This is a genomic window from Paraburkholderia dilworthii, from assembly GCF_000472525.1.
Classification (GTDB): Bacteria; Pseudomonadota; Gammaproteobacteria; order Burkholderiales; family Burkholderiaceae; genus Paraburkholderia; species Paraburkholderia dilworthii.
Genome location: NZ_AWZT01000013.1, coordinates 70,562 through 84,399, shown reverse-complemented (window position 1 = coordinate 84,399; position 13,838 = coordinate 70,562). Strand labels below are relative to the sequence as shown.

Sequence of the window (13,838 nt, the reverse complement as noted above, 5' to 3'; positions counted from 1 at the left end):
CGTTCTGATCATCAGAAAAACCGCGTCGGACGACGCATGGTGGCAGGCGTATGCCGCGCGACGCGTGCTGCACCCGACTGCACGCGCGTGCGGCGGGTGGTTGCGCGCTTGTACCAGGTGGGCATTGCGGTTTGCTTGACGCGCCAGTTCTTGCGCCTTGGTGCCCCCGCGGGCGTGCTGCTTTGCCACGAAGTGTTGCCGGCGTCTTCGACTGCACCGCCGGCAATGCTTGGCGACACCGACGTGCCGCTATTCCATGCGTCGTTCAGCTCGGCCTCATGCTTGCGCAGATTTTCCTGCACGGACGTCTGGACATTGTTCGCCGCCGTTTCGAACTCGGTTTTCATGCGACGCAGTTCGTCGAGTTCGATTTCCCGCGTGACTTCCGCCTTGACGTCGTTGATATACCGCTGCGCACGGCCAAACAGCGCGCCGGCCGTGCGGGCGACGCGCGGCAGGCGCTCAGGGCCGAGCACGACCAGTGCGACGACGCCAATCAGCGCCATCTTGGTTAGACCGAGGTCCAGCATGGGGAGAAATGTCCGTCAGTAACGCGGTTAGCCCGCGGCTTAGCGGTAATCGCCCGAACGCGGGGTCTTTTCCTTTGCTTCCACATCCACGGCGCCGTTGCGCGGCAGTTCACGCTGCTGCGCGTCGCTCGCCGGCGTTTCACTTTCCTTCATGCCTTCCTTGAAACCCTTCACAGCGCCACCCAGATCGCCGCCGATATTGCGCAGTTTCTTCGTGCCGAACACGAGCGCCACGATCAACAACACGATCAACCAATGCCAAATACTCAACGAACCCATGACTACTCTCCTTAACCCCGACGCCGCACGTGATGCGGCAAAAATTCGTCTGCCTTGCGGCGTGAATCGAAGCGCATGCGCTTCTTCTATACGTTACGGCGGCTGTACCGCCCTCACCGCCGAGTCCCCACGACACGGTGCTATTGTGACCAGCGAATCGCGTCGCCGAAATTACAACGCGGCAAAAATAACGCCGGCGCGACAGGCTGCTCACCTCGTTTGCGGCGGTCAGCCCATGCGCTGCCACGGACGCGGCCCCGCGAGAATGTGCGCGTGCAGGTGATAGACCTCTTGCCCGCCGCCCGGTCCGGTATTGATGACCGTGCGGAAGCCGGTTTCGCCACCGGTGTATGCCACGCCCAGCTGATCGGCAAGACGCGCCGTCAAAACAAGCATTCTACCAAGCAGCGGCGCATCGCTTTCGGTGCAATCGCTGAGAGTGGCAACGTGCTTGCGCGGGATAACCAGCACATGCGTTTCGGCCGCCGGACGGATGTCGCGGAAGGCGACAAACTCTTCGTCTTCATGGACTTTGGTCGACGGGATCTCGCCGGCGGCGATCTTGCAGAAGAGGCAGTTCGGGTCGTGACTCATCGTATTCCTGATGCGGTGTGGCTAAAGCGCAAAGCGTGGCTTGACACCGCGTGGCGCGGTTCCGGCGCAGTCATACATCGGACGAATCAGAACCACGCACGCGGATTCCCGAGCGGCTTGTTATCGTACAGATACAGCCAGCCCTTGATAATACGGTACAACATCCAGATGCTCACAGCCCACAGCACCGGGATGCCGATCACCACGAAGATCAGCAACCCGCCTATCGCATAGCCCAGGAGGCCGATCCAGAACGTGCGGATCTGCCAGTCGAAATGCGCTTCGTATGGCGTGCCCGCCACATCGCCACGCTTCACATAGTTGATGATGATCGCGACGAGGATCGTCAATCCGCCCGTCAGCCAGTGGACCGCGTACAGCGCGTACAGCACATGCGTGAGCGTGCGCAGGCTGCGTTCCCGCTCCGGCTCGATAGCGTGGCGATACGCTGGCGGCGGATAACTCTCGTGCGACTGTTCCATGCTTGCGTCCTCCCGGGGATGCGTTTTGCGATGCGTTCAGTGCAATGTGGGCGCCGGCGCTCGCCACTTCAAGAAGGGCGGGCAAAACACTAACGAAAAAATCGCGGGGTCAGTCGCCGTTCTGTTCGCGTTCGCGGCTCTTGCGCAGCGCCTTTTCCTCGATACCGGACATGCCTTCGCGCCGCTCCATTTCGGCGAGCACGTCGGCCGGGCTGAGATCGTAGTGCGACAGCATCACGAGGCAATGGAACCACAGGTCCGCGACCTCGCCCACCAGCGCCTTCGTGGGGCCGCCGTGGCGCGTGTCCTTGGCGGCCAGCACGACTTCGGTGGCTTCTTCGCCAATCTTTTTGAGCACCGCGTCGTCGCCCTTATGGAACAGACGCGAGACGTACGAGACGTCGGGATCGCCACCCTTGCGGCTGTCGATGATCGCCGCAAGACGCATCAGCGTGTCGGTCGTGGACGGCGTGGAAGGTGTGGCTGGCGTGGTCTGCGTCATTTGTAAATATGTTCGGGGTCTTTCAGCACGGGATCGGCGGCGATCCAGTCGCCATCTTCGGCCGTGCCTTCGAATTTCTGGAAAAAGCATGAGTGGCGGCCGGTGTGGCACGCAATGCCGGACACCTGCTCGACTTTCAGCAGCACGACGTCTTCGTCGCAATCGAGCCGCACTTCATGCACATGCTGCACGTGGCCGGACTCTTCGCCCTTGAACCACAGGCGCTGGCGCGAGCGGGAGAAGTACACGGCGCGCCCCAGTTCCACCGTTTTCGCCAGTGCTTCGCGGTTCATCCACGCGAACATCAGCACGTCGTTCGTCGACGCTTCCTGCGCGATGACCGGCACAAGGCCGTTCGCGTCCCATTTGACCTTGTCGAGCCAATTGACTGCCGTTGGGTTCACCACGTCACAACCTCACCGAAATGCCTTGCTCGGCCATGAAACGCTTGGCCTCGCCCACCGTGTGCTCGCCATAATGGAAGATGCTCGCGGCGAGCACGGCGTCTGCATGGCCGCTCTTGATGCCGTCGGCGAGATGCTGCAGATTGCCGACGCCGCCCGAGGCGATGACCGGAATCGGCACTGCGTCCGACACCGCGCGCGTGAGCGCGAGGTCAAAGCCGCTCTTGGTACCGTCGCGGTCCATGCTCGTCAGCAGGATTTCGCCCGCGCCGAGCTCGGCCATCTTGCGCGCCCATTCAACCGCTTCGAGGCCAGTGGCTTTGCGCCCGCCGTGTGTGAACACTTCCCAGCGCGGCGCTTCGCCGTCTGCGGATACGCGCTTCACGTCGATTGCGACGACGATGCATTGCGAGCCGTACTTGTCGGTTGCGTCCTTCACGAGTTGCGGATTCGCAACCGCCGACGAGTTCATGCTGATCTTGTCCGCGCCCGCGTTCAGCAGGCGCCGCACGTCTTCGACGGCGCGCACGCCGCCGCCGACCGTCAGCGGAATGAAGACCTGCGAGGCAACCGCTTCGATGATCGGCAGGATCAGGTCGCGCTGATCCGAAGTCGCGGTGATATCGAGGAAAGTGAGTTCGTCCGCGCCCTGATCGTCGTAACGGCGCGCGATTTCGACCGGGTCGCCCGCGTCGCGCAACTCGACGAAGTTGACGCCCTTGACCACGCGGCCAGCGGTGACGTCGAGACAGGGAATGATGCGTTTAGCTAGAGCCATGATCTTGCAAATCCGCCAATACCGCTGATAAGGCCGCTCGCTTCGACTCGATGCGAGCGGTGGTGTGCCGGGGAGGCGAGCCGCGGCGCCGGGGGGGGGGGCGCCTGAAGTGCGCCTCGGGCTGCTCGTGAAGTGCACCTCGATCCACACGTGAGGTGCGCTCTCGGACGGCCTGGAGCGCCGGACTACGCCTGATGTGCGCCACAGACTACGCCCGGGGTGCACCTGCGTTGCGCCTGCGCTACGCTGGACTAATAGCGCGCTTACAACTGCGCCGCATGCGCGTGTCGCTGCGAGCGTTAGCTGCTGGCGCCACGAAAACAAACCGATCGCGCCGCCGCGTTTCACTCACGCGCCACGAGCGCCACAAGCGCCGCAACCGTTCAGGCGTCGTCCGATTCGCGCAGCCGGTCCGCCAAGGTTTGCGCAGCCGCAAAGTCGAGGTCGCCCGAGTAGATGGCCCGGCCGCAGATCACGCCTTCGATGCCTTCGCCCTCGACTTCGCACAGCGATTCGATGTCGGTCAGGTTCGACAGCCCGCCGCTTGCAATCACAGGAATCTTCACCGCGCGCGCAAGACGCACCGTCGCTTCGATGTTGATGCCCTGAAGCATGCCGTCGCGTCCAATGTCGGTGTAAATGATCGACTCGCAGCCGTAGTCCTCGAACTTGCGCGCGAGATCGGCGACTTCGTGGCCCGTCAGCTTGCTCCAGCCGTCGGTCGCGACCTTGCCGTCTTTTGCATCCAGACCGACGATGATATGGCCGCCGAACGCCGTGCACGCGTCCTGCAGAAAGCCAGGATTCTTCACCGCCGCCGTGCCGATGATCACGTATTCGAGACCGTCGTCGAGATAGCGCTCAATTGTGTTCAGGTCGCGGATGCCGCCGCCGAGCTGCACGGGAATCTCGCCGCCCACTTCCTCGATGATTGCGCGAATCGCCTCTTCGTTCCTCGGCTTGCCGGCGAACGCGCCATTCAGGTCGACGAGGTGCAGACGGCGCGCGCCGCGCTCGACCCAATGTCGGGCCATCGCCGCCGGTTCCTCGGAGAATATCGTCGCCTGGTCCATATCGCCCTGTTTGAGGCGTACACACTGACCGTCTTTCAGGTCGATGGCGGGGATCAGCAGCATAGCAATCGGGTGGTGTCTGGGAAGGGGTTGAAGGTCGGCGGCAGCGGCTGGTTGACCAGCCCGCCGGAACGCCGTCTCGCTAGTTTAGTACAACTCTTTCGGCGGCCTTGCGCAGCGGCAGGGCCGCGCGAAGTCGCGGTGCAGCAGCTCTGGCGCGCGGCGAACGTCGCGCTGGTGGCGCAACGACGCACGGCAACGGCACGAAAAAAGGCGTTCACGGGTTCCAGTGCACGAAGTTGCGATACACGCGCAGGCCCGCATCGGCGCTCTTTTCCGGGTGGAATTGGGTCGCGAAGATGTTATCCCGCGCCACCGCCGAGGTAAAGGGCACACCGTACACGGTTTCGCCGGAAGTATGCGCGGCATTGTCGGGCACCACGTAGTAGCTGTGCACGAAGTAGAAGAACGCGTTGTCCGCCACGCCGTCCCACAGCGGATGCGGCTTCGCCTGACGCACACGGTTCCAGCCCATTTGCGGGACCTTGAAGCGCGAGCCGTCGTCCTGAACCTGGCCTTCCAGATCGAAACGCAGCACCTTGCCGGGCAACAGTCCGAGTCCGGGCGTATCGCCCTCCGCGCTCCAGTCGAACAGCATTTGCTCGCCGACGCATACGCCCATCAGCGGCTTCGCTCGCGACGCCTCCACGACCGCTTCCTGCAAGCCGGATTCCGCAAGACTGCGCATGCAATCGGGCATCGCTCCCTGGCCGGGGAGCACCACGCGGTCAGCCGCGCGGATCGCTTCGGGTTGGTCGACGATCGCCACGTCCGCTTCCGGCGCGGCTTTGCGCAATGCCTGCGCCACCGAGCGCAGGTTACCCATGCCGTAATCCACAATCGCTATCGAAGTTTTCATTTCAAGTTAGGCAGCAAAGCCTTCAATCCATCGACGATGAATTCCACCGCCAGCGCCGATAACATCAAACCCATGAGCCGCGTGCCGATGTTGATACCCGTGCGACCAACCCAGCGGGCAATCGGTTCGGCAAGACGCAGCGAAAAAAAACAGATCGCCGCCAGTACCGCGCCGATCAAGATCAGGCTGATTCGGTCGTACCAGTGCGGCGAGCCAGCTGCATAGATGATCGTTGTGCTGATCGCGCCGGGGCCCGTCAACAGCGGAATCGCCAGCGGCACGACCGCGATGTTGTCCTTCTGCTCGGCTTCGTGGCGCTCTTCGGGCGTCGAGCGGCTGTTGCCGATCTGCGCGTTCAGCATGTTGATTGCCATCAGCAACATGATGATGCCGCCGCCCACTTCAAGCGAGCCGACCGAAATGCCGAAGAAGCTGATGATCTGCTGCCCGAGCATCGCGGTTATCGCAATCACGCAGAACACCGAAATCGCCGCGATCCGGATGGTTCTGCGCCGCTCGACGTCGCTCTGATTCGCCGTCAGGCTCATGAAAAACGGAATGGCGCCTATCGGATTGATCAGCGCGAGCAGCGAGATAAACGACTTCAGAATATCCATTGAACACCGGGCGCGCACCGCGCGGTCCCGGTCCTGGTAAATGCGTCGCTTAAAGGCTGCCCTTGGTCGACGGAATCTGTCCCGCCGCGCGTTCGTCCAGCTCCACAGCCATGCGCAGCGCACGACCGAAAGCCTTGAACACCGTTTCCATTTGATGATGAGCGTTCAGGCCGCGCAGGTTGTCGACATGCAGCGTGACGCCCGCGTGATTCACGAAGCCGCGGAAAAATTCGATCGACAGATCGACGTCGAACGTGCCGATGCGCGCGCGCGTGAACGGCACGTGAAATTCGAGTCCCGGACGGCCGGAAAAGTCGATCACGACGCGCGACAGCGCTTCGTCGAGCGGCACGTACGAGTGGCCATAGCGGCGAATGCCCTTGCGATCGCCGATTGCTTTTGCGACAGCCTGACCGAGCGTGATGCCAGTGTCTTCGACGGTGTGGTGGTCGTCGATATGCAGGTCGCCATGCGCCTCGATGTCGAGATCGAACAGGCCATGCCGCGCGATCTGGTCGAGCATGTGGTCCAGAAACGGCACGCCGGTGGCCAGCTTCTGCTGACCGGTGCCGTCCAGATTGATCTTGACACGGATCTGCGTTTCGCTGGTATTGCGAACGACTTCCGCAAGGCGCATGGTAATTCCTCGAATCTAGCTGTGAAGCGATAGTAGTGTGGGATGGGAACGGCGAACCGCTGCGTGTCGCAGTCCGCTCAGTGCAACACAAGTTTCAGTGCGGCGAGCAACTGGGCGTTTTCCTCGGGAGACCCGACGGTCAAACGCACGCAATTGGCCAGCAGTGCATGCATTTTACTCACGTTTTTGATCAAAACCCGCGCAGTCAGCAGGGTTTCGAACAGAACCGAAGCATCCGGCACGCGCACAAGAAGAAAGTTGCCGGCGCTCGGAAAGACTTCGGCGCCTGGCAATTCAGCCACGGCCTGCGCGAGTTTCGTGCGCTCGTCGCGCAATTGCGCGGCTTGCGAGTCGAGCACATCGACGTGGTCCAGCAGGAAATCCGCCGCCGCCTGGGTCAGCACGTTGGTGTTGTACGGCGGGCGCACCTTGTCCAACTCGGTCAGCCAGGCGGGCTTTCCGACCAGATAACCCAGACGGATGCCGGCGAGACCCAGCTTCGACACGGTGCGCATTACGACGACGTTGTCAAACGCGTCGGCGCGCGGCAGCCAGCTTCGCTGCGCGAACGGCTGGTACGCTTCGTCGATCACCACAAGACTTTTCGTCGCCGCGGCGATGATGCGCTCCATGTCGGCGTCGTCGAACAACGTGCCCGTGGGATTGTTCGGGTATGCGAGATAGACGACCGCGGGCTCGTGCTCGGCGATTGCCGCGAGCATGGCTTCGGTGTCGAGCGTGAAGTCCGCGCTCAGCGGCACGCCGACGAACTCCACATTCGCGAGCTTCGCCGACATCTGATACATGACGAAGCCCGGCATCGGTGCGAGCACCTTGGCGCCCGGCTTCGCGCATGCGATCGACACCATGCTGATGATCTCGTCCGAGCCGTTGCCGAGCAGCACGTCGCAGCCGGCCGGCACGCCCATTACGCGCTTGATCTTCTCGATCAGCGCTTCGGGGCGCGGCGCCGGATAACGGTTTAGCGCGACGCCCGCCAGATGCTCGCCAAGATGCGCGGCCAGCACGGGCGGCAGCGGAAAGGGGTTTTCCATTGCGTCGAGCTTGATGTAGCCGGTCGCGTCCGGAACGGGATAGCTCGTCATCGCGAGCACGTCGCGGCGGATGATGTCTTGAGGTGTCGTCATAGGTCAGTTGGCCGGCCGTGTGCGTCGCATGCATCTGGCGCATGGAACGCTTCGGACTCGCCTCGTTTCGCGGCGGGCTTGCCGCGCCAGGTTGGTCTGCGTTGTCGTTGTTGGATGCGGATTCGTGAAATGGCGTTGCGCGGTACGTGGCGGAATTGCGCGGCATCAATGCATCGGCTCGATCCCGCTTCGTTTTCAGCAGTTCGCGGTGAGAAGCGCTTAAGCTGCCTAGCCGCTCGGATCGCTTAGTCCCTCAGCCGGTGGCCGCTTAGCCGCCTTGCCGCTCAAGCCGCGCTCAGCTGCCGTGCCGCATCCGGTACTCGGCGCTGCGTGCATGCGCCTGCAACCCTTCGCCGTAAGCGAGTTCGGCGGCGATCTCGCCAAGCGTTTGCGCACCTTCCGCGCTCACTTCAATCACGCTCGAACGTTTGAAGAAATCATAGACGCCCAATGGCGACGAGAACCGTGCGGTGCGAGACGTAGGCAGAACGTGGTTCGGCCCCGCGCAGTAGTCTCCGAGGCTCTCGCTCGTGTAACGGCCGAGGAAAATCGCGCCCGCATGGCGGATCAGCTGGCCCCACTGATGCGGCTCCAGCGCCGAGATCTCCAGGTGTTCCGGTGCAATGTCGTTGGCGATCGCGCAGGCTTCCGCCATGTCGCGCACCTTGATCAACGCACCGCGCCCTTCCAGCGACGCCCGGATCACGTCCCGGCGCGGCATGGTGGGCAGCAGTTCGTCGATGGCATCCTTCACGCGGCCGATAAACGCGTCGTCCGGACACAGCAGAATGGACTGCGCGAGTTCGTCGTGCTCGGCTTGCGAAAAGAGATCCATCGCGACCCAGCGCGGGTCGGTCGTGCCGTCGCACAGCACGAGGATTTCCGACGGCCCGGCAATCATGTCGATGCCGACGGTGCCGAACACGCGTCGCTTGGCCGACGCCACATAAGCATTGCCAGGACCGCAAATCTTGTCGACGGCCGGCACGGTTTGCGTGCCGTACGCTAGGGCGCCAACGGCCTGCGCGCCGCCAATCGTAAACGCGCGATCCACGCCGCCCAGCAACGCGGCCGCCAGCACCAGCGGATTTTTCACGCCGTCCGGCGTGGGCACGACCATGACGATTTCGCGCACGCCAGCAACGCGGGCCGGAATCGCATTCATCAGCACCGACGATGGATACGCCGCTTTGCCGCCCGGCACATAGATGCCCGCGCGATCGAGCGGCGTGACCTTCTGGCCGAGCACGGTGCCGTCGGCTTCCGTGTATTGCCAGCTATGGCTGCCGCACTCGATCTTCTGCTTCTCGTGATAACCGCGCACGCGCGCTGCCGCCGCTTCGAGCGCTGCGCGGCGCTTCGGCTCGAGGCTTTCGAGCGCCGCTTCGAGCTCGGACATGGGCAGTTCGAGCGACTGGACGCTCTTCGCGTCCAGACGGTCAAAGCGGTTCGTGTATTCGAGCACAGCCGCGTCGCCGCGCGCCTTCACATCGTTGAGAATCTGTGCGACCGAGCGCTCGATTGCTTCGTCTTCGCTCGCCTCGAACGCGAGCACCGCGTGCAGCGACTTCTGGAAGTCGCGAGCGCTGGAATCGAGTTTGCGAATCTTGATAGACATACGGGTATCCGTTTTCGGTAAGGCGCGCTTAAAGCAAAGTCAGACTGGCACGATTCAGACGTCAGGCCGCGGCAAAGCCGGTTTTCGTGGCGCGTTCGAACGCGTCGAGAATCGGCCGCAATGCGGCGCGCTTGAGCTTCAGTGCCGCCTGGTTCACAACAAGGCGCGATGAAATCTGCATGACCTCTTCCACCTCCACGAGATTATTGGCGCGCAACGTGTTGCCCGAACTGACCAGATCGACGATCGCATCAGCAAGACCGACGAGCGGCGCCAGTTCCATCGAACCGTACAGCTTGATCAGGTCGACGTGAACACCCTTGGCGGCAAAATGCTCACGTGCGGTCTCGACGTACTTGGTCGCCACGCGCAAGCGGGCGCCCTGGCGCACCGCGTTCGCATAATCGAAACCGGCCGCGACCGCGACCGACATCCGGCAGCGCGCGATATCGAGATCCACAGGCTGATACAGCCCGCTGCCGCCGTGTTCCAGCAGCACATCTTTACCCGCCACGCCGAAGTCGGCCGCGCCGTATTCGACATAGGTCGGCACATCGGTCGCACGCACGATGATTACGCGCAGATTGGCGTCGGTGGTCGGCAGAATCAGCTTGCGCGAGCTCTCGGGATCTTCGGCCACTTCGATGCCGGCTGCGGCGAGAAGCGGCAGCGTTTCTTCAAAGATACGCCCCTTCGACAAAGCGAGCGTAAGCGGCGCGCTGACCGCCGGCGAGCTCGACGTTTGCGGCATCGAACTCATGCCTGGCTCCCGGCGATGCGGCGCACCTTCGCACCGATCGCATTGAGCTTGGTTTCCATCCGATCGTAGCCGCGGTCGAGGTGGTAAATGCGGTCGATCAGGGTCTCACCTTCCGCACGCAACGCCGCGATTACGAGACTGGCCGACGCACGCAGATCCGTCGCCATCACCTTCGCGCCGGAGAGTTTGTCGACGCCGGTCACGAGCGCAGTCTTGCCGTCCGTCGTGATGTTAGCGCCGAGCCGGTTCAATTCCTGCACATGCATGAAGCGGTTTTCGAAGATCGTCTCGACGACCTGCGCCTTGCCGTCCGCCACCGTGTTCAGCGCCATGAACTGCGCCTGCATGTCGGTCGGAAACGCCGGATATTCGGACGTGCGAAACGACACGGCATTTGGACGCTTGTCCATGCGCACGCGCATCCAGTCGTCACCTTCCTCGATTGTCACGCCGGCTTCGCGCAGCTTGTCGGTCACCGCTTCCAGAATCTGCGGACGCACATGGCGCAGCGTGACGTCGCCGCCCGCCGCGGCCACTGCGCACAGGAACGTACCGGCTTCGATCCGGTCGGGAATCACGGTGTGCTTCGCGCCATGCAGCTTGTCCACGCCCTGAATCACGAGGCGATCCGTGCCGATGCCTTCGATCTTCGCGCCCATCTGCACGAGCAGATGCGCAAGGTCGCCGACTTCCGGTTCGCGCGCCGCGTTTTCGATGACCGTCTCGCCTTCCGCGAGCACCGCTGCCATCAGCAGGTTCTCGGTACCCGTGACGGTGATCATGTCGGTGATGATGCGAGCCCCCTTCAGACGCTCCGCGCGCGCTTCGATGAAGCCGTGCTCGATCGTGATCTCGGCGCCCATCGTCTGCAGACCCTTGATGTGCTGATCCACCGGGCGCGCGCCGATCGCGCAACCGCCGGGTAGCGACACGCGCGCGTGACCGAAGCGCGCGACCAGCGGGCCGAGCACGAGGATCGACGCGCGCATGGTCTTGACCATTTCATACGGCGCGACGAGGTTGTCGACCTTCGACGCGTCGAGCAACACGCGTCCATTGCCGCTTTCGATGCGCACGCCCATCTGGCCGAGCAACTTGAGCATCGTGCGCACGTCCTGCAGATCGGGGACGTTATCCAGTTGCACCGGCTCCGCGCTCAGCAAGCTGGCGCACAGGATCGGCAACGCCGCGTTTTTCGCGCCCGAGACAACGACTTCACCCGACAGCGGGTAGCCACCTTCAATGACGAGTTTGTCCATGCCTGTCTGTTCCTGATCGACCCGGACTTCAGCCGGGACTGCTTTGATTGTGTTCGACGCGCCGCTGCGGGCGTCGCGCCCTTCCTGAGTAATTCGCACTAAATTTCCAGATTACGCGTTCTGCCATTCGGCGGGCGTCAGCGTTTTCATGCTGAGCGCGTGAATTTCTTCGCGCATGCGGTCGCCGAGCGCCGCGTACACGAGTTGATGACGCTGAATGAGACGCTTGCCCTCGAAGCTCGGAGAAACGATGGTCGCAAAGAAATGCTGACCGTCGCCTTCGACTTCGAGATGCTGGCAAGCGAGACCAGCGGCGATGTATTGCTTGACCTGTTCGGGAGTCGGCAACATGAGAAAAGCTCCTGTCAGTGGCGCAGCTTGTAGCCGGACGCGAGCATGCGCATCGCCACCACGGCCAGCACCACGAAGAAACCGGCGACAATTGCGAGGCTCGCGAGCGGATTGATATCCGACATCCCGAAGAACCCGTAGCGAAAGCCGTCGATCATGTAGAAAAAAGGATTGAGCCGCGACACTTCGCGCCATACCGGCGGCAGCGTATGTGTGGAGTAGAACACGCCCGAGAGAAACGTGAGCGGCATGATCAGAAAGTTCTGGAACGCGGCGAGCTGGTCGAACTTTTCGGCCCAGATGCCCGCGATCAGCCCGAGCGTGCCGAGAATCGCCGCACCGAACATCGCGAACAGAATGATGTAGAGCGGCGCGGTGAAACTGACCGGCACGAACCAGATCGTCACGATGAACACGCCGAAGCCGACCGCGAGCCCGCGCGCGACCGCCGCGAGAACGTATGCGCCGAACATCTCGTAATGCGACAGCGGCGGCAACAGCACGAACACCAGATTACCGGTGATTTTCGACTGGATCAGCGACGATGAACTGTTCGCAAACGCATTCTGCAACACGCTCATCATGACGAGCCCCGGGATCAGGAAGCTCGTGTATTCGACGCCCGGATAAACCTGCACATGGTCGCGCAATGCGTGGCCGAAAATCGTCAGATACAGGAGCGCGGTGATGACGGGCGCGAGCACCGTCTGGAACGACACTTTCCAGAAGCGCAGGATTTCCTTGTAGAACAGCGTGCCGAAACCGCTATAGCCGCTCATGCGAGCCCCTCGATCACTTCCGGACCGTTCATCACCTGAACGAAAACGTCTTCGAGGTCGGCTTTGCGGACCTCGATTTCTTCGAATGTGCAGCCCGCTGCACGGCATTGCGCGAGTATTTTCTCGACGTCGTCATAGCTCGTGAGACGCAGCAAGTGCTGGCGGCCATTGCCGTTGTCCGCGCCGCCCTCCGCTTCGAGCAGCCGCAGTTCGGCAGGCAGCACGCCTTGCGCGAAACGCACGAACAACTGCATCCCGGCAAAGCGTTGCAGCAGCGTGCTGGTGCGATCGAGCGCCACCACTTCTCCGCGACGCAGCATCGCGATGCGGTCGCACAGCGATTCGGCTTCTTCGAGATAGTGCGTGGTCAGCACGATGGTGTGGCCTTCGCGATTCAGGCGCGAAATGAATTTCCAGAGCGTCTGGCGCAACTCGACATCGACGCCGGCGGTCGGCTCGTCAAGCACGATCACGGGGGGCCGGTGCACGAGTGCCTGCGCGACCAGCACGCGGCGCTTCATGCCGCCGGATAGCGCGCGCATGTTGGCGTCGGCTTTGTCGGTGAGGTCGAGATTCGCCATGATCTCGTCGATCCACGCGTCGTTGTTGCGCAGCCCGTAATAGCCAGACTGAATACGCAACGTTTCGCGCACCGTGAAGAACGGATCGAACACGAGTTCCTGCGGCACCACGCCTAGCGCGCGGCGTGCCGCGCGGAAATCGCCGACCACGTCGTGGCCGCGCACGGCGATGCTGCCTTCGTCCGCGCGCGCGAGGCCCGCGAGAATGCTGATGAGCGTTGTCTTGCCCGCGCCGTTCGGACCGAGCAGCCCGAAGAACTCGCCTTCTTCCACTGAGAGGCTGACGCCCTTGAGCGCCTGCAAGTCCTTGTAGCGCTTCTTGACGTTACGAATTTCTATGGCTGACATGACAGTGCGCCGCGCGCGGGGCTGCGCTTAAAGGAGCCCTGGGCGGGCGCAAAAATGCTGAAAGAAACGGAATTGGGGCCGGTTATGTTGCCAAACGCAGCAGAACCGGGCCCTAAAAAACGTTTGATTATAGGGCAAAAATCAGCGGCCCTATTCGGTAGCGGGGAGTGGCAAGCGAC

The 13,838-nt window shown here is 62.5% G+C and carries 18 protein-coding genes; all 18 read right to left on the bottom strand.

From position 1 onward, the window contains the following. Positions 1 to 11: 11 nt before the first annotated feature. Positions 12 to 530 (bottom strand): Sec-independent protein translocase protein TatB, encoded by a 519-nt coding sequence (gene tatB / locus F759_RS0114225; RefSeq protein ID WP_027800436.1) that lies wholly within the window; start codon positions 528 to 530, stop codon positions 12 to 14. Between the two features lie 39 nt (positions 531 to 569). Continuing rightward, positions 570 to 809 carry a Sec-independent protein translocase subunit TatA gene (gene tatA / locus F759_RS0114220; RefSeq protein ID WP_027800435.1) on the bottom strand — a complete coding sequence of 80 codons (240 nt, stop codon included), beginning with the start codon at positions 807 to 809 and terminating at the stop codon, positions 570 to 572. Positions 810 to 1,037: 228 nt separating this feature from the next. After that, positions 1,038 to 1,403: a histidine triad nucleotide-binding protein gene (locus F759_RS0114215; RefSeq protein ID WP_027800434.1), complete on the bottom strand. Its 366-nt coding sequence runs from the start codon at positions 1,401 to 1,403 to the stop codon at positions 1,038 to 1,040. An 86-nt stretch (positions 1,404 to 1,489) separates the two neighbouring features. Next, positions 1,490 to 1,885 (bottom strand): DUF4870 family protein, encoded by a 396-nt coding sequence (locus tag F759_RS0114210; RefSeq protein ID WP_027800433.1) that lies wholly within the window; start codon positions 1,883 to 1,885, stop codon positions 1,490 to 1,492. A gap of 109 nt (positions 1,886 to 1,994) precedes the next feature. Beyond that, positions 1,995 to 2,387, bottom strand: coding sequence for a phosphoribosyl-ATP diphosphatase (locus tag F759_RS0114205; RefSeq protein WP_027800432.1), 393 nt, complete (start codon positions 2,385 to 2,387; stop codon positions 1,995 to 1,997). Beyond that, positions 2,384 to 2,794, bottom strand: a complete 411-nt coding sequence (hisI, locus tag F759_RS0114200) for a phosphoribosyl-AMP cyclohydrolase (protein ID WP_027800431.1) — start codon at positions 2,792 to 2,794, stop codon at positions 2,384 to 2,386. Before hisI ends, F759_RS0114205 begins: the two co-directional genes overlap by 4 nt. A gap of 1 nt (position 2,795) precedes the next feature. Then, positions 2,796 to 3,569, bottom strand: a complete 774-nt coding sequence (gene hisF, locus F759_RS0114195) for an imidazole glycerol phosphate synthase subunit HisF (protein WP_027800430.1) — start codon at positions 3,567 to 3,569, stop codon at positions 2,796 to 2,798. A 383-nt stretch (positions 3,570 to 3,952) separates the two neighbouring features. Continuing rightward, positions 3,953 to 4,705, bottom strand: coding sequence for a 1-(5-phosphoribosyl)-5-[(5-phosphoribosylamino)methylideneamino]imidazole-4-carboxamide isomerase (gene hisA / locus F759_RS0114190; protein ID WP_027800429.1), 753 nt, complete (start codon positions 4,703 to 4,705; stop codon positions 3,953 to 3,955). Positions 4,706 to 4,919: 214 nt separating this feature from the next. Beyond that, positions 4,920 to 5,561, bottom strand: coding sequence for an imidazole glycerol phosphate synthase subunit HisH (gene hisH, locus F759_RS0114185; protein ID WP_027800428.1), 642 nt, complete (start codon positions 5,559 to 5,561; stop codon positions 4,920 to 4,922). Then, complete coding sequence (locus tag F759_RS0114180; protein WP_027800427.1) at positions 5,558 to 6,178, bottom strand: MarC family protein; 621 nt, start codon at positions 6,176 to 6,178, stop codon at positions 5,558 to 5,560. The genes hisH and F759_RS0114180 overlap by 4 nt, the downstream gene beginning before the upstream one ends. Before the next feature lie 49 nt (positions 6,179 to 6,227). After that, positions 6,228 to 6,815: an imidazoleglycerol-phosphate dehydratase HisB gene (gene hisB, locus F759_RS0114175; RefSeq protein ID WP_027800426.1), complete on the bottom strand. Its 588-nt coding sequence runs from the start codon at positions 6,813 to 6,815 to the stop codon at positions 6,228 to 6,230. A 77-nt stretch (positions 6,816 to 6,892) separates the two neighbouring features. Continuing rightward, positions 6,893 to 7,963, bottom strand: coding sequence for a histidinol-phosphate transaminase (hisC, locus tag F759_RS0114170; RefSeq protein ID WP_027800425.1), 1,071 nt, complete (start codon positions 7,961 to 7,963; stop codon positions 6,893 to 6,895). Positions 7,964 to 8,258: 295 nt separating this feature from the next. After that, positions 8,259 to 9,581 (bottom strand): histidinol dehydrogenase, encoded by a 1,323-nt coding sequence (gene hisD / locus F759_RS0114165; RefSeq protein ID WP_027800424.1) that lies wholly within the window; start codon positions 9,579 to 9,581, stop codon positions 8,259 to 8,261. Between the two features lie 61 nt (positions 9,582 to 9,642). Continuing rightward, positions 9,643 to 10,341: an ATP phosphoribosyltransferase gene (gene hisG / locus F759_RS0114160; RefSeq protein WP_027800423.1), complete on the bottom strand. Its 699-nt coding sequence runs from the start codon at positions 10,339 to 10,341 to the stop codon at positions 9,643 to 9,645. Beyond that, on the bottom strand, positions 10,338 to 11,600 hold the full coding sequence (murA, locus tag F759_RS0114155; protein ID WP_027800422.1) for a UDP-N-acetylglucosamine 1-carboxyvinyltransferase: 1,263 nt from the start codon (positions 11,598 to 11,600) through the stop codon (positions 10,338 to 10,340). Before murA ends, hisG begins: the two co-directional genes overlap by 4 nt. 111 nt (positions 11,601 to 11,711) lie before the next feature. Then, positions 11,712 to 11,951, bottom strand: a complete 240-nt coding sequence (locus F759_RS0114150) for a BolA family protein (RefSeq protein WP_006052280.1) — start codon at positions 11,949 to 11,951, stop codon at positions 11,712 to 11,714. Positions 11,952 to 11,965: 14 nt separating this feature from the next. Then, on the bottom strand, positions 11,966 to 12,730 hold the full coding sequence (locus tag F759_RS0114145) for an ABC transporter permease (protein WP_027800421.1): 765 nt from the start codon (positions 12,728 to 12,730) through the stop codon (positions 11,966 to 11,968). Further along, entirely contained in the window at positions 12,727 to 13,659 is a 933-nt protein-coding gene (locus F759_RS0114140; protein WP_027800420.1) for an ABC transporter ATP-binding protein, read from the bottom strand. The genes F759_RS0114145 and F759_RS0114140 overlap by 4 nt, the downstream gene beginning before the upstream one ends. Positions 13,660 to 13,838: the final 179 nt, after the last annotated feature.

Excerpts from the sequence above, each read along its gene's own strand:
- tatB (WP_027800436.1), bottom strand. The coding sequence starts at position 530 with ATGCTGGACCTCGGTCTAACCAAGATGGCGCTGATTGGCGTCGTCGCA.
- tatA (WP_027800435.1), bottom strand. The coding sequence starts at position 809 with ATGGGTTCGTTGAGTATTTGGCATTGGTTGATCGTGTTGTTGATCGTG.
- F759_RS0114215 (WP_027800434.1), bottom strand. The coding sequence starts at position 1,403 with ATGAGTCACGACCCGAACTGCCTCTTCTGCAAGATCGCCGCCGGCGAG.
- F759_RS0114210 (WP_027800433.1), bottom strand. The coding sequence starts at position 1,885 with ATGGAACAGTCGCACGAGAGTTATCCGCCGCCAGCGTATCGCCACGCT.
- F759_RS0114205 (WP_027800432.1), bottom strand. The coding sequence starts at position 2,387 with ATGACGCAGACCACGCCAGCCACACCTTCCACGCCGTCCACGACCGAC.
- hisF (WP_027800430.1), bottom strand. The coding sequence starts at position 3,569 with ATGGCTCTAGCTAAACGCATCATTCCCTGTCTCGACGTCACCGCTGGC.
- hisA (WP_027800429.1), bottom strand. The coding sequence starts at position 4,705 with ATGCTGCTGATCCCCGCCATCGACCTGAAAGACGGTCAGTGTGTACGC.
- hisH (WP_027800428.1), bottom strand. The coding sequence starts at position 5,561 with ATGAAAACTTCGATAGCGATTGTGGATTACGGCATGGGTAACCTGCGC.
- F759_RS0114180 (WP_027800427.1), bottom strand. The coding sequence starts at position 6,178 with ATGGATATTCTGAAGTCGTTTATCTCGCTGCTCGCGCTGATCAATCCG.
- hisB (WP_027800426.1), bottom strand. The coding sequence starts at position 6,815 with ATGCGCCTTGCGGAAGTCGTTCGCAATACCAGCGAAACGCAGATCCGT.
- hisC (WP_027800425.1), bottom strand. The coding sequence starts at position 7,963 with ATGACGACACCTCAAGACATCATCCGCCGCGACGTGCTCGCGATGACG.
- hisD (WP_027800424.1), bottom strand. The coding sequence starts at position 9,581 with ATGTCTATCAAGATTCGCAAACTCGATTCCAGCGCTCGCGACTTCCAG.
- hisG (WP_027800423.1), bottom strand. The coding sequence starts at position 10,341 with ATGAGTTCGATGCCGCAAACGTCGAGCTCGCCGGCGGTCAGCGCGCCG.
- murA (WP_027800422.1), bottom strand. The coding sequence starts at position 11,600 with ATGGACAAACTCGTCATTGAAGGTGGCTACCCGCTGTCGGGTGAAGTC.
- F759_RS0114150 (WP_006052280.1), bottom strand. The coding sequence starts at position 11,951 with ATGTTGCCGACTCCCGAACAGGTCAAGCAATACATCGCCGCTGGTCTC.
- F759_RS0114145 (WP_027800421.1), bottom strand. The coding sequence starts at position 12,730 with ATGAGCGGCTATAGCGGTTTCGGCACGCTGTTCTACAAGGAAATCCTG.
- F759_RS0114140 (WP_027800420.1), bottom strand. The coding sequence starts at position 13,659 with ATGTCAGCCATAGAAATTCGTAACGTCAAGAAGCGCTACAAGGACTTG.